At 41.7% G+C, this 25,121-nt stretch carries 25 protein-coding genes; 11 read left to right on the top strand and 14 right to left on the bottom strand.

The window, feature by feature from the left end; all coding sequences use genetic code 11:
* Nucleotides 1–86: 86 nt before the first annotated feature.
* The gene (locus PU629_RS18430) at nucleotides 87–347 is read left to right on the top strand and encodes a hypothetical protein (protein WP_275281493.1); all 261 of its coding nucleotides are present in this window, start codon (nucleotides 87–89) and stop codon (nucleotides 345–347) included.
* A gap of 312 nt (nucleotides 348–659) precedes the next feature.
* Here PU629_RS18430 and PU629_RS18425 read toward each other — a convergent pair whose 3' ends face one another.
* Nucleotides 660–1,160, bottom strand: a complete 501-nt coding sequence (locus PU629_RS18425) for a hypothetical protein (RefSeq protein ID WP_275281492.1) — start codon at nucleotides 1,158–1,160, stop codon at nucleotides 660–662.
* Between the two features lie 67 nt (nucleotides 1,161–1,227).
* A complete protein-coding gene (locus PU629_RS18420) occupies nucleotides 1,228–1,677 on the bottom strand; it encodes a hypothetical protein (protein ID WP_275281491.1) in 450 nt (149 codons plus the stop codon).
* Between the two features lie 192 nt (nucleotides 1,678–1,869).
* Between PU629_RS18420 and PU629_RS18415 the strand changes: the two genes are divergently transcribed.
* A complete protein-coding gene (locus PU629_RS18415; RefSeq protein ID WP_275281490.1) occupies nucleotides 1,870–5,136 on the top strand; it encodes an efflux RND transporter permease subunit in 3,267 nt (1,088 codons plus the stop codon).
* Between the two features lie 78 nt (nucleotides 5,137–5,214).
* Here PU629_RS18415 and PU629_RS18410 read toward each other — a convergent pair whose 3' ends face one another.
* Nucleotides 5,215–6,588, bottom strand: a complete 1,374-nt coding sequence (locus PU629_RS18410) for an N-acetylmuramoyl-L-alanine amidase family protein (RefSeq protein ID WP_275281489.1) — start codon at nucleotides 6,586–6,588, stop codon at nucleotides 5,215–5,217.
* A gap of 237 nt (nucleotides 6,589–6,825) precedes the next feature.
* On the opposite strand from PU629_RS18410, the gene PU629_RS18405 reads away from it, so the two are divergent.
* On the top strand, nucleotides 6,826–7,347 hold the full coding sequence (locus PU629_RS18405) for a copper resistance CopC family protein (protein WP_275281488.1): 522 nt from the start codon (nucleotides 6,826–6,828) through the stop codon (nucleotides 7,345–7,347).
* 973 nt (nucleotides 7,348–8,320) lie between these two features.
* On the opposite strand, the gene PU629_RS18400 is transcribed toward PU629_RS18405, so the two are convergent.
* The 5 genes from PU629_RS18400 to PU629_RS18380 are packed head-to-tail and all read right to left on the bottom strand — an operon-like array spanning nucleotide 8,321 to nucleotide 13,162.
* Nucleotides 8,321–9,235 (bottom strand): heme o synthase, encoded by a 915-nt coding sequence (locus PU629_RS18400; RefSeq protein ID WP_275281487.1) that lies wholly within the window; start codon nucleotides 9,233–9,235, stop codon nucleotides 8,321–8,323.
* A gap of 14 nt (nucleotides 9,236–9,249) precedes the next feature.
* Complete coding sequence (locus PU629_RS18395) at nucleotides 9,250–9,570, bottom strand: cytochrome o ubiquinol oxidase subunit IV (protein ID WP_275281486.1); 321 nt, start codon at nucleotides 9,568–9,570, stop codon at nucleotides 9,250–9,252.
* Nucleotides 9,570–10,196, bottom strand: a complete 627-nt coding sequence (qoxC, locus tag PU629_RS18390; RefSeq protein WP_275281485.1) for a cytochrome aa3 quinol oxidase subunit III — start codon at nucleotides 10,194–10,196, stop codon at nucleotides 9,570–9,572. The genes PU629_RS18395 and qoxC overlap by 1 nt, the downstream gene beginning before the upstream one ends.
* Nucleotides 10,193–12,181, bottom strand: coding sequence for a cbb3-type cytochrome c oxidase subunit I (locus PU629_RS18385; RefSeq protein ID WP_275281484.1), 1,989 nt, complete (start codon nucleotides 12,179–12,181; stop codon nucleotides 10,193–10,195). The genes qoxC and PU629_RS18385 overlap by 4 nt, the downstream gene beginning before the upstream one ends.
* 42 nt (nucleotides 12,182–12,223) lie before the next feature.
* Nucleotides 12,224–13,162: a cytochrome c oxidase subunit II gene (locus PU629_RS18380; RefSeq protein WP_275281483.1), complete on the bottom strand. Its 939-nt coding sequence runs from the start codon at nucleotides 13,160–13,162 to the stop codon at nucleotides 12,224–12,226.
* 533 nt (nucleotides 13,163–13,695) lie between these two features.
* Here PU629_RS18380 and PU629_RS18375 point away from each other — a divergent pair.
* Genes PU629_RS18375 through PU629_RS18365 form a run of 3 tightly spaced genes read left to right on the top strand, consistent with a single transcriptional unit; the run spans nucleotide 13,696 to nucleotide 14,890 of the window.
* Nucleotides 13,696–13,872, top strand: a complete 177-nt coding sequence (locus PU629_RS18375) for a DUF2249 domain-containing protein (protein WP_275284496.1) — start codon at nucleotides 13,696–13,698, stop codon at nucleotides 13,870–13,872.
* 39 nt (nucleotides 13,873–13,911) lie between these two features.
* Nucleotides 13,912–14,151: a ferredoxin family protein gene (locus PU629_RS18370; protein WP_275281482.1), complete on the top strand. Its 240-nt coding sequence runs from the start codon at nucleotides 13,912–13,914 to the stop codon at nucleotides 14,149–14,151.
* 55 nt (nucleotides 14,152–14,206) lie between these two features.
* Nucleotides 14,207–14,890: a Crp/Fnr family transcriptional regulator gene (locus tag PU629_RS18365; RefSeq protein ID WP_275281481.1), complete on the top strand. Its 684-nt coding sequence runs from the start codon at nucleotides 14,207–14,209 to the stop codon at nucleotides 14,888–14,890.
* 521 nt (nucleotides 14,891–15,411) lie between these two features.
* Here the strand turns inward: PU629_RS18365 and PU629_RS18360 are convergent.
* Entirely contained in the window at nucleotides 15,412–15,981 is a 570-nt protein-coding gene (locus tag PU629_RS18360; protein WP_275281480.1) for a GbsR/MarR family transcriptional regulator, read from the bottom strand.
* A gap of 327 nt (nucleotides 15,982–16,308) precedes the next feature.
* On the opposite strand from PU629_RS18360, the gene PU629_RS18355 reads away from it, so the two are divergent.
* The 4 genes from PU629_RS18355 to PU629_RS18340 all read left to right on the top strand — a co-directional run bounded on the left by PU629_RS18355 (nucleotide 16,309) and on the right by PU629_RS18340 (nucleotide 19,635).
* The gene (locus PU629_RS18355) at nucleotides 16,309–17,508 is read left to right on the top strand and encodes a quaternary amine ABC transporter ATP-binding protein (protein WP_275281479.1); all 1,200 of its coding nucleotides are present in this window, start codon (nucleotides 16,309–16,311) and stop codon (nucleotides 17,506–17,508) included.
* The gene (locus tag PU629_RS18350) at nucleotides 17,505–18,350 is read left to right on the top strand and encodes an ABC transporter permease (protein WP_275281478.1); all 846 of its coding nucleotides are present in this window, start codon (nucleotides 17,505–17,507) and stop codon (nucleotides 18,348–18,350) included. Before PU629_RS18355 ends, PU629_RS18350 begins: the two co-directional genes overlap by 4 nt.
* An 18-nt stretch (nucleotides 18,351–18,368) precedes the next feature.
* Nucleotides 18,369–19,286, top strand: coding sequence for a glycine betaine ABC transporter substrate-binding protein (locus tag PU629_RS18345; RefSeq protein WP_275281477.1), 918 nt, complete (start codon nucleotides 18,369–18,371; stop codon nucleotides 19,284–19,286).
* 151 nt (nucleotides 19,287–19,437) lie between these two features.
* The gene (locus tag PU629_RS18340; RefSeq protein WP_275281476.1) at nucleotides 19,438–19,635 is read left to right on the top strand and encodes an alpha/beta-type small acid-soluble spore protein; all 198 of its coding nucleotides are present in this window, start codon (nucleotides 19,438–19,440) and stop codon (nucleotides 19,633–19,635) included.
* A gap of 144 nt (nucleotides 19,636–19,779) precedes the next feature.
* Here the strand turns inward: PU629_RS18340 and PU629_RS18335 are convergent, their stop codons facing one another.
* The 5 genes from PU629_RS18335 to PU629_RS18315 all read right to left on the bottom strand — a co-directional run bounded on the left by PU629_RS18335 (nucleotide 19,780) and on the right by PU629_RS18315 (nucleotide 23,881).
* Nucleotides 19,780–20,880: an ABC transporter ATP-binding protein gene (locus tag PU629_RS18335; protein ID WP_275281475.1), complete on the bottom strand. Its 1,101-nt coding sequence runs from the start codon at nucleotides 20,878–20,880 to the stop codon at nucleotides 19,780–19,782.
* Between the two features lie 137 nt (nucleotides 20,881–21,017).
* Nucleotides 21,018–21,902, bottom strand: coding sequence for a PucR family transcriptional regulator (locus PU629_RS18330; protein ID WP_275281474.1), 885 nt, complete (start codon nucleotides 21,900–21,902; stop codon nucleotides 21,018–21,020).
* 102 nt (nucleotides 21,903–22,004) lie between these two features.
* Complete coding sequence (locus PU629_RS18325; RefSeq protein WP_275281473.1) at nucleotides 22,005–22,190, bottom strand: hypothetical protein; 186 nt, start codon at nucleotides 22,188–22,190, stop codon at nucleotides 22,005–22,007.
* A gap of 69 nt (nucleotides 22,191–22,259) precedes the next feature.
* Nucleotides 22,260–22,469 carry a DUF5342 family protein gene (locus PU629_RS18320; RefSeq protein ID WP_275281472.1) on the bottom strand — a complete coding sequence of 70 codons (210 nt, stop codon included), beginning with the start codon at nucleotides 22,467–22,469 and terminating at the stop codon, nucleotides 22,260–22,262.
* A gap of 35 nt (nucleotides 22,470–22,504) precedes the next feature.
* On the bottom strand, nucleotides 22,505–23,881 hold the full coding sequence (locus PU629_RS18315) for a YheC/YheD family endospore coat-associated protein (protein WP_275281471.1): 1,377 nt from the start codon (nucleotides 23,879–23,881) through the stop codon (nucleotides 22,505–22,507).
* Nucleotides 23,882–23,974: 93 nt separating this feature from the next.
* Here PU629_RS18315 and PU629_RS18310 point away from each other — a divergent pair, with 93 nt between their 5' ends.
* Nucleotides 23,975–25,114, top strand: a complete 1,140-nt coding sequence (locus tag PU629_RS18310; protein WP_275281470.1) for a DUF445 domain-containing protein — start codon at nucleotides 23,975–23,977, stop codon at nucleotides 25,112–25,114.
* Nucleotides 25,115–25,121 lie beyond the last annotated feature (7 nt).

Genomic DNA, 25,121 nt, shown 5'->3' with positions numbered 1-25,121 from the left:
GAAGGAAATCTTCTATATTGGTATAACTTGTCCATTTTAATAATAGATATATATTAAAATCTATGGATAAGGAGGAGCATCCATTTATGAAAAGATATATGGTAGACGGAGGGCTTGTCTTACTAACTGCCTGTCTGCTGTTAATTCTATTGATCGCCGTAAAATTGCCGTTTTTTACAATTTTTCTAATAGGTTGCTTCATATTTATTGCTGGTTTGATTTCGTCACTATTCTTTGATAAGGCAACAAAACCTCGCAGGATCACGATTCTAGTAAGTGGATCGGGTGGGTTCTCGGCTCTTTTAATTTGGCTCCTTGTCCGATTTCTTCTGTCTCGACTTCAATAAATGTTGGCCAACTTCTAAATAGAGGTTGGCTTTTTTCTTTTTATATTAATCGCCCAATTGGAGGCGGCTAGCCGCTGCTAAACGGGGATGAAATGCCGAAATAAGGGAATGTCGTTACGCCTATTTCAGTTGAGCGTAACGAGGATTCGCTATCCGCTGCGAAATGGGGCTGGAATGCCGAAATAAGGGACTGTCGTTACGCCTATTTCGTTTGAGCGTAACGAGGATTCGCTATCCGCCGCGAATCCGGCCGGAATGCCGAAATAAGGAAATGTCGTTACGCCAATGTCGGATGAGCGTAACGAGAATACGCTATCCGACTCTAAATTGGACGGAATTGCCCAAATAAGATAATGGCGTTACGCCTATTTCGTTTGAGCGTAACGAGGATTCGCTATCCGCCGCGAATCCGGCCGGAATGCCGAAATAACGGATTGCCGTTACGCCTATTTCGTTTGAGCGTAACGAGAATACACTATCCGCCGCGAATCCGGCCGGAAAGCCGAAATAAGGAAATGCCGTTACGCCTATTTCGTTTGAGCGTAACGAGAATACACTATCCGCCGCGAATCCGGCCGGAATGCCGAAATAAGGGAATGACGTTACGCCTATTTCGTTTGAGCGTAACGAGGATTCGCTATCCGCCGCGAATCCGGCCGGAATGCCGAAATAAGGGACTGCCGTTACGCCTATTCGGGTTGAGCGTAACGAGGATACACTATCCGACTCCAAATGGGCTGGAATGCCGAAATAACGGATTGCCGTTACGCCTATTTCGTTTGAGCGTAACGAGGATTCGCTATCCGCCTCCAAAGGGGCTGAAATGCCGAAATAAGGGACTGTCGTTACGCCTATTTCGTTTGAGCGTAACGAGGATTCGCTATCCTCCGCGAAATGGGGCTGGAATGCCGAAATAAGGGAATGACGTTACGCCTATTTCGTTTGAGCGTAACGAGGATTCGCTATCCGCCTCCAAATGGGCTGAAATGCCGAAATAAGGGAATGTCGTTACGCCTATTTCGTTTGAGCGTAACGAGAATACGCTATCCGCCTCCAAATGGGCTGGAAAGCCGAAATAACGGATTGGCGTTACGCCTATTTCGTTTGAGCGTAACGAGGATTCGCTATCCGCCTCCAAAGGGGCTGAAATGCCGAAATAACGGATTGCCGTTACGCCTATTTCGTTTGAGCGTAACGAGGATTCGCTATCCGCCGCGAATCGGGCTGGAATGCCGAAATAACGGATTGCCGTTACGCCAATGTCGGATGAGCGTAACGAGAATTCCTTATTGCGGATTTTGACGCTGATTTCAAGAATAGCTGTAACCACGATACGCTATTTTCCTCAAGATCAAGGGCTTTAAGTCATGTTTTTGAGTCATTGTGTATTCTCGTTACACTCTAGAATTGTTCGTCATTTAAGGAGATTTTTTAATAAAATAACTGATGATAAAAGGAGATTTGGTAAATCTTATTAAAAGGGTAACAGGCTTTGAAAGAATTAGGGTAAAGGAGAGGTTGTATGAGATCGTTTATAAACTTTAACTTAAGAAATAAATTTGCCTTGTTATTAATGACCCTTATTGTCATTGTTGGAGGTTTGTATTCCGGTTTACATATGAAGATGGAAACGATCCCGAATATTAACATTCCTTTAATCACGATTGTGACAACAGATCCCGGGGCAACCCCTCAGCAATTATCAGATGACGTAACGGACCCATTGACAAATGCAGTTAAAAATCTAGATGGTGTGGATACAGTCAGTTCATCCTCTTCACAAAATGCATCATCCATACAGATCGAATATAAGTTTAATAAAGATATGGATAAGGCCTTAACAGAAGTAAAGGATGCCATATCAGGGGTGACATTGCCGGAGGGGGTCGACGCTCCAAAAGTTTCTCGTTTAAGTTTTAATGAAGTGCCGGTTATTACGTTGAGTGTTACAGGGAAAGGGATTGATATGGATGCCTTAACAAAACGGGTTGAAAATGACCTGTCCCCGACTTTGCAAGGATTAGAGGGCGTCTCCTCTGTTCAACTATCAGGTCAGCAATCCCAAGAAGTTCAGCTCAAGTTTAAGGACGGAAAGCTTAACAAATATGGGTTAACTGCAAATACGGTAGAGCAGGTTATTCAAGGTTCCAATGTAAATCTTCCGCTTGGATTGTATACATTAAATGGAACACAGAAATCCATTGTCATTAACGGCAACATTCAATCGCTCAATGATCTCAAGAACCTGAGGATTCCTTATACCCCACAATTGCCCGCAAGCATGGGGCAGGCAAACGGAGTGTCTGGGCAAAGCGCTTATCCAAATGGTGCGGGGGCCGCAAATTCAAGCCAAGGACAAATGAGCGGGACGAACTCTCAAGGAATGGGGACAACAACGCCTAGTCAAGGACAGACAAGTGGCACAGCCTCTCAAGGAACGGGCACCACTGCTGTACAACAGGGGGCAACTGCTTCTCAAATCAGTAAGCTGCCTACTGTACAGCTTAAAGATCTTGCTGATTTTAAAGTGGTCAACAAGGTTGATTCCATTTCTAAAACGAATGGGAAGGAATCGATCAGTCTTCAGATCGTCAAATCTCCAGATGCAAACACGGTTGATGTGGTGAATACCGTTAAAAATCAAATTAAACAGTTTAAGAAAGATTATAAAGATGTTTCCATTCTGTCAACCTATGATCAAGGTCAGCCAATTGTTGACTCTGTTCATACAATGCTGAGCAAAGCGGTTTTTGGTGCCTTGTTCGCTATGATCATCATTTTAATTTTCTTAAGAAACATAAGAACGACCTTAATCTCAGTTGTTTCGATTCCGCTGTCCATACTGATTGCTTTACTGATTCTCAAACAAATGACTATCACTCTAAACCTTATGACACTTGGAGCCATGACAGTTGCGATAGGACGTGTGGTCGATGATTCGATTGTTGTCATTGAGAATATTTACCGTCGAATTGGTCTAGAAGGTGAGGAATTAAAGGGTAGGGAGCTGATTCGTGCTGCTACCCAAGAGATGTTTCGGCCAATTGCTTCTTCCACAATTGTGACCATTGCCGTCTTTTTACCGATGGGCTTTGTCACAGGAATGGTTGGTCAACTCTTTATGCCTTTTGCTTTGACGATTGTCTTTTCTCTTTTATCCTCACTGTTGGTGGCGGTAACGGTGGTTCCGGCTATGGCACATAGTCTTTTAGGCAAAGGGCTTAAGCGAGTGAGAACTGATCGTCATGAAGGGCCTAATGCCTTAGCCAGATTTTATAAAAGCGTGCTTAATTGGGCTCTCAATCACAAATGGCTTACATCAGGAATTGCCATCCTCTTACTAATTGGAAGTATTGCCCTCGTTCCACGTATCGGAATGAGCTTCTTACCAAGCCAGGAACAAAATATGGTGATTGAAACATACAACCCAGATCCAAGTATGACCTTAGGGGATGTCAAGAAAGTGGCAGCGAAGGCAGAAAACTACTTCGAGGGGCGAAAAGGGGTGAAAACGATTCAGTATTCATTAGGCGGAGGGGGAAACCCGATGGATCCAACCGCCTCTAACCAAGCCCTTTTTTATGTGGAGTATAAAGATAACTTTACAAACTTCTCACATGAGCAGGAGCAAGTGCTGAAAGATTTGAAGGCGCAAACTGCTAAAGGGGAATGGGCCTCACAGGATTTTTCATCAACAGGCAGCACGAATCAAATGACCGTCAATATTTATGGGGACACGATGGATCAACTCAAGCCTATTGTCTCTGACGTTGAAAAAATTATGAAGAAACAGCCACAGCTTGAACAAGTTGACTCAAGCCTTTCTAACTCTTATCAAGAATATAGATTTGTCGCGAATCAAAACAAACTCAGTCAATATGGGCTGACTGCGACACAAGTGGGCATGGCTTTGCAGAAGCCAAGTGATCCGTCCACACTGACGACTGTTAAATTAAAGGGAAAGGACGTTAAGGTCTACGTTCAAGTTAAGGCTCAAAATTATAAAGATGTTCAAGATATGCTGAATCAAAAGGTGCCATCTGCCACTGGGAAGGATGTTCAAGTAGGAGATGTCATGACGACCAAAAAAGGGACAACAGCCGATACCATAACTAAAGAAAACGGACAAATTATGGTGAGTGTTTCCGGAAAGGTAAAAGGGAATGACGTGTCCAAGGTCTCGAAGAATGTCCAGACAGCTCTAGACAAGCTCCATCTTCCATCAGGAGCAAGTGTTTCAATGGGCGGTGTGACGGAGGATATGAACGATTCCTTCTCACAGCTTGGACTCGCTATGCTTGCGGCTATTGCCATTGTTTATTTAATACTGGTCATCACATTTGGCGGTGCGCTTGCCCCATTGGCTATATTGTTCTCCCTCCCATTTACGATTATTGGGGGCCTTACTGGGCTTTGGATTGCAGGCGAATCCTTAAGTATATCGGCTATGATCGGAGCTCTTATGTTAATCGGAATTGTGGTCACCAATGCTATCGTGCTGATTGACCGCGTGATTCACAAAGAAAGGGAAGGTTTGTCAACTCGAGAAGCCTTACTTGAGGCAGGGGTAACCCGTCTTCGCCCTATATTAATGACGGCTATCGCGACCATCTTCGCCCTTTTGCCGCTTGCCCTTGGATACGAAAACAGTGGATTCATCAGTAAAGGATTAGGCATCACCGTTATCGGCGGCCTTGCCAGTTCAACCCTACTCACCCTCCTCATTGTCCCAATCGTCTATGAGGCCCTGAGCAAACTGAAACGCAGGGACGGTTCTCCCGTTTCATAAACCAAAAGAAAGCTGTCAGACTTTAGGTTCTGGCAGCTTTTTGAATAGATCGCCCTGTCCTTGAAACGGGAGAACCGTCTATTTAGAAGAGAAATAGGTGACGAGCCCATTATAGACTCCATCAGCAACCTCAATTCGGAAGCGATTGGTTTCAACTGCCTGATCTTCGCTTTTATTGGAGACAAATCCTAATTCAATTAAGGTGCAGGGTTGGGTATTTTCTCTAAGGACATGCAAATCATCAAAACGGGTACCGCGGCTGCTCAAACCCGTAGAAGAGAGAACACCGTCTAAGATGTCAGAGGCCAATTCCTGATCTTTATTCTTGGTGTAATAATAGCTTGAGATCCCCTTTACAAAAGGAATCGGAGAAGCGTTATAGTGCAGGCTGATAAAGGCATCTGCATTCTGAGCTTCTGAAATGCTGACACGCTTATCGAGACTAATATAGGTATCGTTGGTTCGTGTAAGAACGACATGTGCGCCAGCTAGAGAGAGTTTCTGGGCAACAAGCTCGGCGGTTTCCAATGTTAATGTTTTCTCTGGTGTCCCGGAAACACTGGTTGTTCCATCATCCTTCCCGCCATGACCAGGATCTAAAACAATTGTTTTACCCTTCAAAACATTCTTGTTCGATGGGGGAGCGGCGAGCTGAACGGTTTGGTTAGAACTCTTGGTTGGAGTTGAACTCGTTGTTGTTCCATTACTTTGATTCTTTTTCGCCTTATCATTTGCACTAAAGGATAGATAAGACTTGGATATCCAGCCAATAATGTTAGTCGAAGTCATGATCTTTGCCCAACCCGCTTGCTCTGATTGAATACGCACCAAGTCGTCTTTGTGCAGATAGCCGAGAGCCTGGCTGCTCGACTCTGGAAGTTCACGAATAGTTAATGCCGCAGCAGTGACACTGGCCTTTTTTTGAGCGGAATCCATCTGCTTGAGTTGTTGGGTCACCCATTGAGAAGCTACCCAGCCAGGTCCATCAGGAGACTGAACTTCAATAAGTTGTCCGCTTTGATTCATCACTTTATAATCATGTCCTGGTGATAAATGCGAGATAATGGTTGATTGTAAATCAGCCGAACGATGAACGTTCAGTCCATTGACCTTAGATTGGATCACTGTGTATGTCTCACCAAGAGTTGGCTGAACGGCATCGCTTTTTACCCAACCCGTTTCTGCACTTATGAGCTCAATTCGGTCCCATCCCGCCTGAGTGTCCGTTACTTTAAAGATATCCCCGCGATGGACAACCTGAATAATCTTTCCCTCAATTGACGGGAGTGTGCGGACATTTAAAGAAGCGGCGGTGACCGTGATGTGAGTCTCGGCTTCAGCCAGGGCCGTCTGGTTCTCATGATTCAGAAAGAACACGATAGGAATAAATAAAAGGACGAGTCCGAAAAGAAAATGTAAGAAGTTTTGGCGAAGTGTTGCTTGCATAACCATTCTCGTTCCTCCATCTTTTTATAAAACTTTTCTAGCATTATGCCCATCAAGCGATGAAAGTATAAGAGAATCGTAGAAAAATAGTTCACAAGTCATGAAGTTGCGAAGCCGATGGATTCCCTATGGGCTCACGGAAGAAGCCTTCGTTTGTGTAAGTGTTTTCATTATCGTCATAAATTATCTAACTTTTTACATAGCTTGACTGTATAATAAAAAGAAAAAGGGATGATGCTCCGAATGCGTAGGAACAGAAGAGGGATAAGCATCTGTTTTGCTCTGTTAATTAGTATGGTTTGCTGGTTCGGACAAGTGTTTCAGGCTTCTGCTCATGCCGAGCTCGTCACAAGTAATCCTGTTGATGGATCAAGTGTTGAGGGACCAGTCTCCATCGTTTTTTTAACTTTTGGTGAAGGTGTTAAGCATTTTAACAGCATGTCGATCAAAGATGACTCCGGGCATACTTACAAGGTCAAGAACTACGACTATAATGGTGAGAAAGTCGTGGTCAATCTTGCTGCTCCTATTAAAAGCGGAAAGATCACCATGAATTGGGTGGCTTTAAGTGAGGATGGGCATAACTCTCCAGGGGAACTATCGTTTACAGTTGGAAGTGATTCATCAGCCAAGTCCGCCCAATCAAGTAAGGCTGTCCAGGCTCCTGTACAACACAATAACACCATGATCACCGTCGCACTCGTTATACTGCTTATCATCATACTTATTGGCTTTGTTTTCTTACTAAAAAGAAATAAAAAGTAAAACAAATGGACCTTCGATTTGAAGGTCCATTTCTATTTTGTTTTTAAAAAAGGCTGTTTTCGTAAATAACGGGTTCACTTCAGAGGTGCAAACAATTAACTATCAAGGTAAATCGCACGGCTTTTCACGTAGTCATTCACCGTGCGATTTTTATTGTAATATCAATGTTTATTAACCATTTCATCCGTAAATCACCGATCAAATCACCGTTTAATTTACATGGGTGGATATAATTAGTGGAGGTGTGTGAATTAACCGGTGATTGAGCAAGTGAAAGGTAGGGGGATTGCCAAGGAATTTGGATATATCTGTTAAAATAAATGTTGGATTATCGAAGACTTTGTGAAGAAATGGTTCTTAAGGTAAAAACCGGAGTGTAATGGTTAACAAGAAATTTTAGAGTCACCTGTGATCGTTGAAATAAGCGGAAATTTTTCCGTTATCAACCAAAGTAGTGTTCAGTTCGTCATAAATAAGTGGAGTTTTTCCGCTTAAACAAAAAGAAATGACCCATTTTCATGTTTTTCGAGTCAATAGTCGGAATTTCTCCGTCTATTTTAGCTATTTTTGGTGCTGATTTCTAAATAAGCGGAATTTCTCCGCTTATTTAGAAAGTTCGCTCTAGCCATTTAATGAAATAGGTAATCGATTGCCTTTTATGAAAGTAAAACAACCGAATCTCAAAAGATTCGGTTGTTTTGACGTTTACTAGTCTTTTCTTTCTGTGATTTTATTGTGAATAATGGTGTGATTTAAGGTAATAATTAGAGTTTTGCACCTCACAGGTAAACCCGTTATTTTCGTAAACCTTGTTGTTTTTTTAGGCTCCAATAAGCTCGCTTTCCGCGGGCAATCCGTGAGCCTCCTCGGCAAAATACGCCTGCGAGGTCTCACCTGGCTTGCTATTCCCGCAGGAGTCTCGCCTATTTCCACCTATTTTTATCAACTAGCAACACTCTTTTAGAAAAGAGCCTTAAAAAAAGACATGCCACAGCGTCGCTCCTACCATCAAACTGAAGAGGAGAGGAAGCACAATAAGTGAGGCAACAAAGGTGCGTTTGGCCCACGTGAATTCATCATCCGGCTCTTGAATTAATCGCGCTGTGACGGCTAAGAAAGAGAGCCCAGCGAGACTTGATGCGATGAAGTAAAAAAGACCGAACTGATGAACGATTGCAAGACCAATTATGGTAATCAATAAAATTAAAGTGTAAATAAAACTTTGAATCTTAGTGGTACGTGCACCTCTGACAACAGGCATCATGGGAACATTTGCGCGTTTATAATCCTTGTTTTTATACAAAGCGAGCGACCAGAAATGAGCAGGTGTCCAAAAGAAGATAATTAGAAACATGGCCCATGCTGCAAGACTAAGATCTCCCGTTACCGCTGCCCATCCAATAAGAGGAGGGATAGCACCCGCTCCGCCGCCGATCACAATGTTTTGCGGAGTACGGCGCTTTAATAAGACGGTATAAACAATAGCGTAATAGACATAACCCGCTACAGATAAGACCGCAGACAAAAGGTTCGCTCCAAAATAAAACACAAAGAAAGAGGCGGCACCTAGTAATAGAGCAAAGGCAAGGGCTTGATTCGCGGTCATTAAGCCTTGCTGAATCGGTCGGTTTTGTGTACGGGACATCACTTGATCAATATCTTTGTCGTACCACATGTTAAAGGCAGCAGCACCGCCGCCAGATAAAGCAAGACCAATGAGCAGAACAAAGGTTGTTTTTAAACTAGGAAACCCACCTGCAGCAACAATCGCTGCAGAGTAGGCGGTAAAGAGTAATAGGGCATTAATTCTCGGTTTGGTTAAAATAACATAGCCTTTGAATCGATCTATGACCGACGAACGGGATAGGGCAAGTTCAATGGATGACATCTCTTACTCCTTTCTTATTGAACCTGAGCATTAAAGGTCATAATCCAAATCGATCCTGCAATGACGCAGAAAGCGAAAAAGAGACCAAGAGAAAGTCCAATAATATGATATTTTGGCCCATCCGATTCCGAAAAATGCATAAAGAAGTAGAGTTGAACTGCAATTTGTAAACAGGCAAGGATTAATAGAATGATTATAACGGCTGCAAATGAAAGAACGCCTGATAATCCCAGCCAAAGGGCCGCAAAGGTTAAAATTAGAGAAAGAATGAATCCAACAAGATTTTTCATAGGAATCATAGGTGTGTGGGTCGGATTAGATTTAGTTTGACTCATTATGAAATCACCCCTGTCATATAAACCACTGTAAAGATGAAGACCCAAACAATATCAAGGAAGTGCCAGTAAATCCCTACAATAAAGGCTTTACGAGCGGTATCCTTATTAATGCCAAAACGGATGACTTGAGTTAGGATAGAGAACATCCAAAATATACCGAGTGTGACGTGGCAACCATGTGTCCCAACTAATGTAAAGAAAGCTGAAAGAAAAGCACTGCGCTGCATGGTGGCACCAATGGATGCATAATGAACAAATTCGCTCATTTCATAACCAACGAATACGATACCGAGAAGGAGGGTGACAATCATCCAGCCAACCATCCGTGATTTGTTATTATTTCTCATCGCAAAAATGGATAGACTTCCTGTAAAACTGCTGGTTAAGAGAGCAATTGTTTCAACCATAAAGCCTTTTACTTCAAACAATTGATTACCTGTCGGACCGCCGTCGGTGTGGTGACTGAGTATTATATAGGTTGCAAACAAACAGGCAAAAAGAATAAGGTCAGTGGCAAGAAAAATCCAAAAGCCTAAAATATTTAAACGGCCCGTTTCGGTTGAATATTCAAGGGGAAGGGCATGGTCATTGCCATGCGTTCCCTTTTCTGAAATTGAACTCATTTTCCGATAACCTCCCCTATATACCTTCCGTAAGATGCTTCGGTTTTTTTGATTTCATCAACAGGGATGTAATAGTCTGTATGTTGATCTTGTGAACGCAGCCACATGCATACAAAGACCCCGATTAAACCAGCAAATCCGATCACGTACCAAGTAAATACAAATCCGAATCCCGAGATAAAGAAGAAGAGAGACATCATAAACGGTTTTGCTGAATTCTTAGGCATATGAATGGGTTTGAATACTTTTGTTTTGTTAAGTTCAGCAAGTGATTCACCGCGTTCCTTCATATACCAAAACTCATCGCGATCACGTACTTCTGGAGTATGAGCAAAGTTATAATGCGGTGCTGGTGAAGGAATCGCCCATTCAAGTGTACGTCCAACCCCCCAAGCATCTCCAGTTGTATCTCTTTCACCATGTTTAATGCTGTAAAGCACCTGAACCACAATGAAAATAAACCCAAGACCCATTGCATAGGCACCAATGGATGAGATAAAGTTCAAACTCGTCCAACCAGCGTTAGCAGAGTACGTAAACACGCGGCGTGTCATTCCCATGAATCCAAGCACATATTGAGGGAAGAAACAGACATAGAAACCGATTTGGAATAACCAGAAAGCCCAAACACCTAAGGTATGATTTAATTTATGGCCAAACATTTTAGGCCACCAATAATACATACCAGCAATGAGACCAAAGACTGTTCCACCGATTAAAACGTTGTGGAAGTGAGCAATCATAAAGTAACTATTATGTTCCTGATAATCAGCTGGAACCGTTGCAAGCATAACTCCAGTAGAACCGCCAATCGCGAAACACGGAATAAAAGCAATCGTCCATAGCATTGGAAGTGTAAACTGGATTTTTCCTCGGTACATAGTAAATAACCAGTTGAAGATTTTAACACCAGTTGGAATCGCAATAATCATAGATGCGATGGCAAAATAAGTGTTAACCCCAGCACCTGCCCCCATGATAAAGAAGTGGTGAGCCCAAACGAGATAGTTAATTACTGCAATGATCATGAGTGATGTGACCATTGATGCGTAACCAAATACTCGTTTTTTCGAGAAAGCGGCAACGACCTCAGAGTAAATACCAAAAGCAGGCAGAACTACAATGTAAACCTCAGGATGCCCCCATAGCCAGAACAGGTTAACGAACATCATTGGACTTCCGCCGTGGGTCATTGTAAAGAAATGGGTTCCAAACAAACGATCAAATAATAAGAGAGCCAAGGCAATTGTTAATGCAGGGAAAGCAAAGATAACAACGATACTTGCTGACAGAACAGACCAGCTAAAGAGCGGCATTTTCATCAGAGACATGCCAGGTGCACGCATTTTTAAAATGGTGACAATAAAGTTAATACCAGTTGCAATACTGCCTATTCCTGAAATTGAAATAGCTAGTAAATAGTAATTTTCACCAGGGCCTGGGTCAAAGCCTAATTCAGTTAACGGTGGATAGCTGATCCAGCCGGCATCTGGTGAACCTCCAATTACGAAGGATAGGTTAAAGAGCATAGCACCGAAGAAGAACAACCAAAAACTGACGGCATTTAAATAAGGAAATGCGACGTCACGTGCTCCAATTTGAAGCGGAACAGCAATATTGAATACGGAAAAAATGAATGGCATCGCCATGAAAAGAATCATGATTGTACCATGAGTTGTAAAAATTTCATCATAGTGTTGTGGATCTAGAAACTTAAGATCTGGTAAAGCTAATTGCGTTCTCATAAGAAGGGCATCCATCCCACCTCTAAAGAACATTAAAAGTGCGCAAATCAAATACATAATCCCAATTTTTTTATGGTCAACTGTTGTAATCCATTCACGCCATAACCATTTCCATTTTTTTAGGAAGGTAAGCGTGAAAATGATGCCAAGCGTAACAAGAACAATTGCGACATCTGCCATATAAATCATAGGTTCACCGGTCACAAAAAAGTGTGAGGCGAAGTCCTCAAGACTAGACATATGAATCCTCCTTATAGTTAAGTGGAAAAAATAAATAAAAACTTACATTCCAGAGTTGCCGGACATACTTGGCATTGAAGACGGGTCTGTTCCATTAATCATCCAGTCTTTCATGTCTTTTCCGCCATACTCCTCAATCGTTTTCGTGTAGATTGATTTTGGATACGATGAATAAGTCGAAACACCGACAACATTATGCTTCGTTAATTTGTTATAAGTGGACGTAGTCATTTTGGGTGAAGAATTTTTGACATTAGATACCCATTTGTCAAAATCATTTTGACTAACTGCGTGAACTTTAAAGGACATATCGGCAAAGCCTTTTCCAGAGAAGTTCCCGCCTTTACCAATATAAGTACCTGCTTTATCGGCTTGAAGCCATAAACGCATAGCCATACCAGGCATCGTCATTTCCTGCCCGCCAAGGCTTGGGATCCATAATGTGTTCATTGGTCCATCAGTTGTTAATACAAATTGAACAGGACGATCAGTCGGGATCTCCAGCGTATTAACCGTAGCAACACCTTGCCCAGGGTACATAAAGACCCATTTCCATGCCATTGATGTCACTTCAATTGTTATTGGTGCCTTAGCCTTTGTTCCATCGCTTGCAGAAGTTACTGGTTGTTGCAAATGAAAGATAGAACGTGCTGTAAAAGTACCAAGAATGATAATGATAATAATTGGAATGGACCACCAAATTAACTCGAGCTTAGCACTTTCTGCCCATTCAGGTTGATACTTTGCTTTCCGATTAGGGCGATCTCGGTATTTGGCGATAATGACAAATAAGAGAATAATGACCGGTAAAACGACAATTAAACAGAGCAAAGCAGATAATTCAATGAGATGAAGCTCTTCTTTAGCGACAGGACCGGCAGGATCAAGGACTGGATATTTTGAACTGCAGCCCGATAATAGGAAAAGACTTAGAGCCGTGAAAAGCACGCCAAGGATCCCACGACGGAATGTCTTTGGCATTACAATTTCCCCCTTCTTGTTTAGGTGATTTGAAAAAGGTATTGGATGGTACGGATAGTTTCTATCTGACAATCCTTCTTACTTACCCTTTTCCTGCCTCCCCATTTTACGAACTTTCAAGCTTGGCTCTGTGTGATATAGATCACAATTAATGTAAAGTTCACAGACCGTTCATATTTCGACATACGGTCTGTCACTTTTTGTTCACTTTTCTAAAAAAACTAGTGCAGATAATAGAAGTGACACATTTTAATCGGTGAGTTCACCGATCATTTTCTAATGAAAGGAAATGGTTAGTTCATTATTTTCCTGACTCTAATGGTGTTCTTGAGCTTCAAGAGGGTTTATTAGGAAACGTGATTTCTATCACAGACAAGGTCAATCAAGTAACTTAGGCTAAAGGTGTACTTTTAATAAAAGCAATCAGTAGAAATACTGATTAGATTTTTCTTATAGGAAGTGATATTTTGGTTGAGCCTATCTTTACAGCTCGAGTAAATGCCCCTGATTATCCTTCAAGAGATAAACATCGAATGATATTGGAAACATTTGAGGCATTGAATCCAGGAACATATATGGAATTGATACATGATCACAACCCCAAACCGCTTTTTTACGAATTTAAGATTGAAAGACCAGGTGCTTTCGAGTGGGAATATCTTGAAGAAGGTCCGGAAATTTGGAGAGTTGCAATTAAGAAGCTGAAGTAAGGGGAGATAAAATTAATAATAGTAAGGAGGAATTGCAAATTGGCTTTTGTTATTACTTCACCATGTATTGGAGAAAAGGCAGCTGAATGTGTCCAGGTTTGCCCTGTTGATTGTATAGAAGAAGGCAAGGATATGTATTACATTGACCCAGAAATTTGTATAGATTGTGGAGCGTGTGAGGCAGTCTGCCCTGTTGAAGCCATTTATCCAGAAGAAGAAGTTCCAGGTGAGGAAGAGAAGTATATTCAATTAAATAGAGATTTTTTCCAAGGCAGATAAAAAATAATGAATTAATATAAGGTATTCCTACTTTTACTTGAGGAGGAGGTAAGATGTGAGCGATCAAACAGCCTTACTAAAATCAATTCCCATTTTCTCGGAATTAACTACCTATGAACTAGCACAAGTTGAGACCATTTCAATCCTTCGCGATTATGAGAAGAAAAGTTATATATTTATGGAAGGCGAGAAAAGGGAAGCGGTCTATTTCATTCAAAAAGGGACCATTAAAACATTTAAGCTGGATTCAAATGGAAAGGAGCAATTGATCTCTCTTTTATATCCCGGAGACATGTTTCCACATGTGGGATTTTTTGATGACAGTCCCTATCCGGCAACAGCTGAGGCTGTTGTAAAAGCACAGTTAGTGATGATACAAATTGAAGAGTTCAATGCGCTATTAATAGAAAGACCTGGAATTGCCCTAAAGGTGATGAAAATCTTAGGGCAAAAGATTCAAGCACTCACTCAACGGATTCAAGAACTTATTTCTGACGATGTTTACCATCGTACAGTTAATACACTAATAAGGTTAGCCAGTGAAAGTGATCGAAGTGAAGATGGAATGCTCATACTTAATGCCCCCATTACGAATCAGGATTTTGCAAATATGGTCGGGTCTTCACGCGAAACGATTAATAGAATATTTAATCAATTCAAAAAAGAGGGCCTGCTTGAAATAAACAAAAGAAAAATAAAAATAATAGACCTTGAAGGATTGAAACAAACGTTAAAATGAGACACGGGAATGAGACACTGAGACACGAATGAGACACGGGGACGGTTCTCGCGTTTCAATAAGATGAATAGAAGGACACTAGGCTTTTAAGGTATTGAACAAAAAATGATCTCTTCCAATAGAGAATCCTATTGTTAAAGGTTAGTAAAAAGACATGAAGCACTGATCTCATTGTTCCATCACCAACATTATGCACTTGTTGTAGTTCTTAAAGTTAACCAAGCTAGGAGTTGCGGACAGCAAATAGTCTATAGAGCATTTGCGGGAAGTAGAGGAGGTCCTGCTGCCAGTCTTTGTACAGGTGGCATCTGCTGATTGTTTAGAAATTAAACAGATGCTGATGGATCATGTCGTCATTCGTGCCTGCATGAAAAAGAAGGAACCCCTGTAACGCTTATGAGGGCTTTGGGGGAATGTCTTCAGTTTCGTGTTAGATGGGAAGAACGCTTCATCAAAACCTAAAGGAAAAGCTCAAGCATTCGCCTAAAAGCGAAAACTTGAGCTTTTCCTTTCATTAGCGGTTAATTCTTTTTTTCTTGATCTAAACGTTGAACAGCCTTAAATATTTCATCTGACTCAAAGAAATCGAATAAACGAGTTAACCATTCATAATACTCTTTAGAATAAAGAAGCTTTTCACGATCCTTTGAAATGACATCACGCTGTTGGTCGGTCAACAAATCCTCATTTGTTAAAAGAGAGTCAAGCTCATTCAATGATTCGTTGATGGCGCTCACGTTAATTTGAACCACTTTTCTCCATTCGTTAGAAAAATAATGAATGAAAATGTCATACCAGTCTTTCTTAGCGGTATACAAATCCTTTCGTTCCCCTTTGCGCCACACTTTTTCAACCATATTCAGATCGGTCAGCGTTCGAACAGAAGTACTCATGCTTGTCTTACTCATTTTGAGTTCTTCCTTCATATTATCAAGCGTTAGGGGTTCCTCATTAAAGAAAAGGATGCCATACAATCTTCCAATAGAAGGTGTAACGCCATATAAATGCATGTTTTGTGAAATGGTTTCAATAACTCGCTCACGAGCCCGGTCAATTTGTTCATCGATTTTTGATTGTGATGAATTTGACATAATCAACACCTATTCTAAATTCTTTTGTCTTAGTTCTATCATAACTTATTATCTATTGAACATGAATTGTCAAGTTTAGCAGTAAATGGGAGGATTCGGTAGGATTTCTAAGAATGGCATCTATTTAGTTTGTTCAGTTTTAACTTTACAAACTATATGAGCTGTTTTGATTGTATATACGGTTTGTTTGAAATAAACGAATTACTTTAGAATTAATTAAGGAGCCAGCGAGAGACCGGCTGACCTTCTGCTAATACAAACATTTTTTTGCTCCCAGTTAAAGGAGGAAGTGCCACTCGCCCTTATAAAGAGAAATGAGGTGACGGTTTGAATAAAATTGAAGTCCGACAAGTGACTAAAGTTTTTGGGAAACAACCGAAACAAGCATTAGATTATTTAAATAAAGGACATTCCAAAAAGGACATACTTGAAAAAACCGGAATGACCGTGGGGGTCAATCAAGCAAGCTTTGATATCCAAGATGGGGAAATATTTGTCATCATGGGATTATCGGGAAGTGGGAAATCGACACTTATACGCCTGCTGAATCGACTGATTGAACCGACGGCCGGTTCGGTTTTAATTGACGGAGAGGATATTACGAAAATGGGAAAAGAAGCACTCCGTCAAGTAAGAAGAAAGAAAATGAGTATGGTGTTTCAGCGCTTTGCCTTATTCCCACATCGGACAATCGTTGAGAATACGGAATATGGGCTTGAAATCCAAGGAATGCCAAAGAAAGAACGTCGTGAAAAAGCGATGGCTGCTCTTGAGCTTGTCGGCCTACAAGGCTATGAAGCGATGAAGCCAAATGAATTGAGCGGTGGGATGCAGCAGCGCGTGGGTCTTGCCCGGGCATTAGCCAACAATACCGATGTTCTTTTTATGGACGAAGCCTTTAGTGCATTGGATCCTCTTATTCGTAAAGACATGCAGGATGAACTTTTGGAACTGCAAGGGAAGATGAAAAAAACCATTGTTTTCATTACACATGACTTAGATGAAGCCCTTCGAATTGGAGACCGAATCGCTTTGATGAAGGATGGCGTTATTGTTCAAATCGGAACTCCTGAAGATATTCTAAGGAATCCTGCAGACGATTATGTAAAACAGTTTATTGAAGACGTCAATGTAACGAAAGTATTTACAGCCCAAAATGTGATGAAGCGTCCTGAAACGGTAGAAATAAGTCGAGGACCAAATGTGGCGGCAAGACTCATGAAGGATGCCGGTGTTTCGACCGTCTATGCCATTGATAAAAACAAACATCTTCTCGGAATTATCTATTTTGAAGATGCGGCGAAAGCAATGGATAAAGACGGACAGTTGAAAGATCTGGTTAAACCGATTCATTCGGTAAGACCGGACACGCTCTTAAGTGATATGTTTGACGTCATTGCGGCATCACCTGTTCCGGTGGCTGTTACGACAGAAGAAGGCAGACTTCTCGGGATTGTAGGGAAAAGTGCCATTATTGATGTCATGGCTCACTCAAGCGACGCACTGAATGAGGAGGTGACATCATGAATGACTCTTATCATCATTTCATTCCAAAAATCCCAATTGGCAAATGGGTAGAAGCCTTTATCAATTTTATTGTAAATCATTTTGAACCCTTTTTCACCGGAATAGCAAATGGAATTACCCATTTTGTCAGTTTTCTTGTGACCCTATTCAGCTCGATTAACCCGTTTATTTTTATTATTATTGTGGCGGCTATTGCCTTTTGGCGAAGCGGATGGGGAGTTGCCATTTTCTCTCTTGTAGGGCTTTGGCTTATTTTCAACCTAGGCTATTGGGAACATGCGCTTCAGTCCATTGCCCTTGTCCTAACAGCCGTTATTATTTCCATTATTATTGGAGTTCCGCTAGGGGTATGGGTTGGTTTGAATAATAAAGCACGGCAAATCATTACTCCTTTCTTAGACTTTATGCAAACAATGCCTGCCTTTGTCTATTTAATCCCAACGATTTTCTTATTTGGGACAGGCATGGCACCGGGGGTCGTGTCGACAGTGGTATTTGCTATGCCTCCTACCATTCGATTAGCAGGCCTTGGGATTCGTCAAGTACCAGAGGATTTAATCGAAGCCTCCAATGCATTTGGTTCAACAACTTGGCAAAAGCTTTTCAAAGTTCAATTGCCTCTTTCCTTACCAACAATTATGGCAGGTATTAACCAAAGTATCATGCTCGCCTTGTCAATGGTTGTTATTGCCTCAATGGTTGGAGCGCCTGGGCTCGGAGCAGACGTTAATTTGGCAGTTCAACAGTTGAGAATTGATATTGGTGCTGAATCAGGTCTTGCCATCGTGATTATAGCGATTGTATTAGATCGGATTTCACAAAATACACGTAAGAAAAAATAATTGAGGAGGAGAAACAGCGTGAAAAAACTTAGCATATTGTTTTTAGGTTTGGTTTGTATGATTGGGTTTGTGTTAACAGGCTGCGGGTCTAGCAGTCAGTCCGCCAGCGGTACGAGTTCTGCGGATTCAAAGAGCAGCAGTTCGAGTTTGGGAAAAGAAGTGAATTACACGATTACGGGAATTGATGCCGGGGCAGGAGAAATGAAAATGGCCCAAGATGCCATTGACCAATATGGTCTTTCAAATTGGACTCTTCAATCTGGCTCAGATGCGACGATGACAGCTGCGTTAACGAAGGCGATCAAAGAGAAGAAACCAATCATTATAACCGGCTGGTCGCCGCACTGGATGTTTGCCAAATATAAACTAAAATATCTTAAGGATCCTAAAGGTGTTTTTGGTAAATCAGAAGAAATTCATACCGTTGTAACAAAAGGATTTGTTTCAGAGCATCCGAACGCAGCTAAAATTCTTAAGCAATTTAACTGGACACCGGACCAGATGGGATCTGTAATGCTCGATATTAGTAATGGGACAGATCCAGCAAAAGCCGCAGAGAAATGGGTTAAAGCAAATCCAGATGTTGTTAAGAAATGGACAGCTGGTGCAACAAAAGGCAGTGGGACCATTAAATTAGCCTATGTTGCCTGGGATTCCGCCATTGCAAGTAACAATGTTGTCAAGACCGTTCTTGAAGACGAAGGTTATAAAGTTGAGCTTCAGCAGCTTCAAGCAGGTGCAATGTGGGCGGCTGTTGCTAAAGGGAGTGCCGATGCTATGCTTTGTGCTTGGCTCCCAACGACCCATGCTTCCTATATGAAACAGTTTAAGAATCAAGTGACCGACTTGGCTACTAACCTTAAAGGAACAAAGCTCGGACTCGTCGTTCCTGATTATGTCAACATCGATTCTATTGAAGATTTAAAAACCAACTAATTCTAAATGGGGCAGACCTCTCAGGATGAGAGGTCTGTCCCCACTTAGTCACTTCCATTTTTCCATCAATTGAAGAAATTCCCAACTTATTTTCTGCATGAACCACCTCCCAAATGCACAAGATAATTCATGTACAAGGGAGGTGACACTGATGGCTAACAACAGTAACCAATTGCTTGTACCAGGAGTCGAACAAGCTCTTGATCAAATGAAACAAGAAATCGCTCAAGAGTTTGGTGTAAATCTAGGAGCTGATACAACTTCTAGAGCTAACGGCTCTGTTGGTGGCGAAATCACAAAACGACTTGTTGCCACTGCACAACAGCAGTTAGGCGGTTACAGCAAGTAAATCATTAATTGGCTAGGGAGAAGCTTTCGGGCTTCTCCTATTCTTTTTGGTTGGGGACGAACCTCTACTGAAAGTGCCACTGCCGGAGGAGGTCTGTCCCCAAAAAAACGGCCGCACATGATGTGCGGCCGTTTTTTTTCTTTATTAATGAATGCGAAGTTCAGTGTCTTTGTCAAAGAAATGGGCTTTGTTCATATCCATGGCGAGGGTGAGTTTTTGTCCGTTTCTGACTTCATTACGAGCGTCAACACGAGCGACAAAATTTTGACCATCGAGTATCGAATAGAGGAAGCTTTCAGCACCCATTAATTCGGCAACATCAATTGTCGTTTCAAAAGAAGTTTCTTTAGAGCTTTCGATGAAGATCGGCTCATCATGGAAGTCTTCAGGGCGAACTCCGAGAACCACATCTTTGTTTACATAGCCTTGGTCACGAAGCACCTTCATTTTACCTTCAGGCACTTTAATTTTGTGCTGACCAAGAACGGCATAACCGTCTTCAAGTTTCACGTTTAAGAAGTTCATGGCAGGTGAACCGATAAATCCGCCTACAAAGATGTTTTGTGGAAGGTCATAGACTTCTTTTGGTGAACCAACTTGCTGAATCACGCCATCTTTCATAACAACAATTCGAGTAGCCATAGTCATGGCTTCCGTTTGGTCGTGTGTAACGTAAATGGTTGTGGTTTGCAGACGTTGGTGAAGCTTGGTAATTTCAGCACGCATTTGTACACGAAGCTTAGCATCAAGGTTAGATAAAGGTTCGTCCATCAAGAATACTTGAGGGTCACGGACAATCGCACGGCCAAGGGCAACACGCTGACGCTGACCGCCAGATAATGCTTTTGGCTTACGATCTAAGTATTGTTCAAGGCCGAGAATGCGGGCTGCATCTTTAACACGACGCTCAATCTCATCTTTTTTGAACTTGCGAAGCTTAAGTCCAAATGCCATGTTATCATAAACGTTCATATGTGGATAAAGCGCATAGTTTTGGAATACCATTGCAATGTCGCGGTCTTTAGGAGCGACGTCATTTACTTTGCGCTCACCGATATAAAGATCGCCTTCCGTAATGTCTTCAAGGCCAGCAATCATACGAAGGGTTGTGGATTTACCACAGCCAGATGGACCAACAAAGACAATAAATTCTTTATCTTGAATTTCAAGGTTAAAATCGTTTACAGAGTTGGAATCACTATTTTCATAACGCTTGTTGATGTGTTTCATTGAAATATTAGCCATTTTTGAAGCCTCCCACTATCAATATAAGTTCTTGTCTTTATTGTATAGTAAGAAAGCCTTTTCATGGGCTGTCAATTTGCACAAAAATAAAGCGGTTTCTTGTCAGTTTTATGAAAACTAGGACAAGGCTGACTTTTTCAGCTCAATTCGTTTAAAAGACCTAGCCGTATGAAAAAAGCATCGCGGAAAAGGCGCGGGTCCAAGCCTGTATTCTCTTTAAATTTGTCGAGGCGATAGTGCAAACTATTACGATGCATAAAAAGGGCCTTGGCCGTTGTTGACAGATTAAGGTCATGGCTGAACAGGGCCTCTAATTGCAGGCGGCTGTCAGGATCTTCTTTTAAGTAAGCCGTTAAAGTCGTGAAAAAAATCGTAAGTGATGTGACAGGCTCCTCCTTTAATAGATAAGGAACAACCTCCGTATAATGAAAGACATATTTGTCGGGCAGTATTTGTTGAACCGTTTCGAATGCTTTCTTCTCTTTCTGAAAAAGAGTTGGGGCAATTTGATGGTGTTTAAAAGGCGTGCCGAAAAGAAGCCGTGCGCTGACAAGGAAATCCGAGTTGATCTGTTCAATTAGCTCTTCACCGCTTGCAAGCTCTGAAGGGTTGAGGCGGGTAACAAGAACCGCTAATTGTGGGTCAGGCCAGAGAATGGTGACATGCCCTGGGAAATAACCGGATATAGCCTCTTCAAATGATTCCTGATCGGTCAAAGAAGATTTAAAACGAATCCAAATCAATTGTGTAAGAGCATCCTTTAAATCAATTGGAAGTTGCGTTTTCCCCTCGTAAAGAAGAGCCATCCAAGCCTTTTGAGAATCTGAAAGAGGACGAATCGGCTGATCCAAAACAGGGTATTGAAGTTTTAAGAGTTGCAGTTCCTTATCTGTAATCCCCGATTTTCTTATCCCAAAGGAACGCCCTGATGAAGAACGAAACCAATAAAAATCTTGAGGTGAAGCAGCTTCTTCCCCTTCATATATAAATGCTTGTCCGAATATTGCTTTTAACTCTTTCATTTTAAACTCCTAGGCCTTTTTTTAGATAACTCCATTATATCATGAAAAAATAAGGCCAAAAAAACCTCGAGTCCTGTGAAAGACTCGAGGCAAGGGGACGGTTTAAGTTTCACGCGGTTTCGTTTCGAGTTGGACAACGTCATGATAGAAATCGACGGATGGATGGTCGTGTTCCCAGTTAACGGTACCTCCAGCCATCCCTTCGTTCATCATCCGATCGACATCCAAGTAATACTCGGCACGGCCTTCATGTTCAATATCGGGCTTAACTAATGGTTTTTTGCCCATGGCAACACACCCCCTTGAACCTAGTTTGCACGGTCCGCAGCCGATTCATGTAAAGGATGGGTGCTGTCTCTATTCATAGACATGGTATAGCATCAATTCATGAATTTGACTTATTAGGGCCTTTTTGTCCGCTTCATCAGGCTCGTTTTGCCAATCAATCGATCCATCAAAATGGTAAATGCCTTGAAAATAGGTTCCTTTATAATAAAACGAAAATTGGTACTCCCGTCTTCTTGATTCAGAAGCAATGAATGGCTGATATGTAAAATGAGTAAACATGGACGACCAACTCCTTTTTTTATAGTCGATGTTTACTATAACATATCATATACATTTATAAACCATTCAAAATTTTGCATTAAAAGGCTCATTTCTGTTCGATACTCCGCTAAAAACTGAGAGTAATCAAGCCAATATTGATGGACGCCTTTAAGCTGATGGCGAATACTGGGTGATAAAAAGATGTGATGACGGGGTTTGGCATTGACCTCAAATAGCCATATTTGTCCTGTTTGATCGATTCCAAGGTCAAAGCCAAGTTCACCTAGTTTCTCATCCATTTGCCTTGAGAGTGCTTCACTCAGTCGAAGAGCAGCCGTTTTAAGCTGCTCGAACGACTCGTTCAGTTGTTCTTGATTAAACAGCTTGGTCAAAGGAATGACTTTTCCGCCATAAGTAAGATGGGTGGTGAGCTGCTCGGCTCCTGCTCGTTTTCCGGCAATAGCGGACAGTTGCCAGCGGCCATTTCGATCCTTGTTCGTGTGAATGCGGAAGTCAACGGGGTGATTTTGGTAGAGAATGAGTCTAATCCCTTTTTGAATGATATATTTATCTGGTTTTTTAATGAGTTGATGAATGGTTTGCCATAAGTCCCTTTTCGTTTGGACCTTCTGTTTCTTTAACTGCTGATGGTGATAGGACTTAATCAAATAGCCGCTTTCATTCGCTTCAATGCTGATAATACCGGCGCCTTTACTTTTGTTTCGAGGTTTTAGATAGAGAAAATCATGGTTCTCCAACATTTTAATAAAGTTAGGTTTGTTGTAGACACGCGTTTCAGGCAGGTAATCTAAACCATCAGACGCCTTTTCTAAAAGGGTGTATGTGGTCCATTTATCAAAGAAACCTTGATTAAACCATGGAATGTCATAGTCTTGTTCGAATAAGGATCGGATTTCCTTAACAAGAGGATGGCGTTCCATGTAGCGATTGGGTGTCCGGTCGTAAACGACATCAGGGAGAGGAAGTTCCATCTTCTTCCATTCGCCATCTGCAAGGACCCAACCTTCAAGCGTTCCTTCATTAAAATTAATGTGTTTTCCATCAAACAAAAAAGCCACACCGCCTAAGTCTTGTGTCATCTTAAGCCATTTTTGTTGAATAGCCGTTTCCGTTCCTAGAGGTTCCTTAGCCCCTCTCTGCAAATGAGGGGTAAAAAGACCAATTAACGGCAATAGTCGAAGGGTTGAGTCCTCCTGAACATAGCGGAATTGGGTTTGGCGGGGGATTCTTAAAAGCTCCCACAAGTCTTCACTAATTTGGAATTCGGTTCCATCACTCAATAAAATGTCGCAAGGAAGCACTTTTCGTCCAAATTGAACATAATGTATGTCTGTTGCAGCAAAGTTAGTCGGGACTCTAATGGATTGACTCTTCTCCTTCATCACAGAGGTGAACCAGTGTTTGGTCAAGCGTCATCTCCTCCATATCGATCCTTTGGGGTTAGCCATAGTTTATGGGCATTCATTTAATAATGTGAGTCTAAGAAAGTGAGGGACCTTGAGATGTTACCTTTTATTGATACTTTTTTACTGCTTGCTATTGTGGGGGCCTTCATTGGAGGAATGACGAATCATCTTGCTATTAAGATGCTGTTTCGTCCCTATCGAGCTTTTTATATCGGGAAGTTAAGGGTTCCTTTCACTCCTGGGGTTATCCCAAAGCGTCATGAAGAGATCGCTTACCAGCTTGGCAATCTGGTAATGGAGCATTTGATTACAGCGGAGGCATTAGAAAAACGTTTCTTAGATGAACGGTTCAAAACGGTTATCCTTACTAATCTCAAAGCACAAATTGAACGGTATCTAATGGAAAAAAGGCCAACCAAAGAGGACCTCTTGACTTATGTTGATGTTGAGGGGATTTCAGGCCATTTTCAAAAGGAACTGGTACAACGGGTCCAAACATGGATTAGGGAAACCGTTGAAGCTCACAAGGAGAAGAAGTTGGGGGACTTAATGCCGGAAGACCTCAAGGCGAAAATTGTGACCTCTTTACCTGAAGTATCTCGGCATATAGCTGATTCGATTTGCGAGATGCTTCATCAGGACGCCACTAAGGAGGTGATGAAGCAGCAATTAGACCAATTCTTCGAAGGACGGGGAATGCTCGGCAGTATGCTGAACATGTTCTTAGGGAATCAAAGTTTAATGGACTTACTGTATCCCGATCTCATTAAATTTATGGAATGTCCGACGACCCAAACCGCCATTTATTCTTTTTTAGAAAAAGAGTGGAGCAAGCTAGAAGGATTGACCTTAGATGAACTAAATACAAAATTTCAATTCACTAATCAAGCCTCAGAGCTCGCCCAAACACTAATCGATCACTCCCCATTGCGCGACTGGGTTGAAAATCCCGGTTCCACTTTGGTTGACTGGCAACGGCCTATTACAGAATGTCTCCTTCCTTCTCTTGTCTCCCTTTTATTAACAAAAGCCTCCTCAGAAGCCGCCCATTTATTAAAATCCTTAGAGATTGACCAATTAGTGAGTGATCAGGTACGTGCTTTCTCTATGCAAAAATTAGAAAGCGTCATTTTAATGATATCTAAGAGAGAATTTAAAATGATCACGTATTTAGGGGCATTATTAGGTGGGATAATCGGAGTCGTTCAGGCTGTCATCATGCATATTTTAAGCTGATGACTAA

Origin of the sequence: Pullulanibacillus sp. KACC 23026 (assembly GCF_029094525.1) — a bacterium.
GTDB lineage: Bacteria > Bacillota > Bacilli > Bacillales > Sporolactobacillaceae > KACC-23026.
The sequence above is the reverse complement of the archived record's forward strand: the minus strand, read 5'-3'. Positions and strand labels throughout refer to the sequence as shown.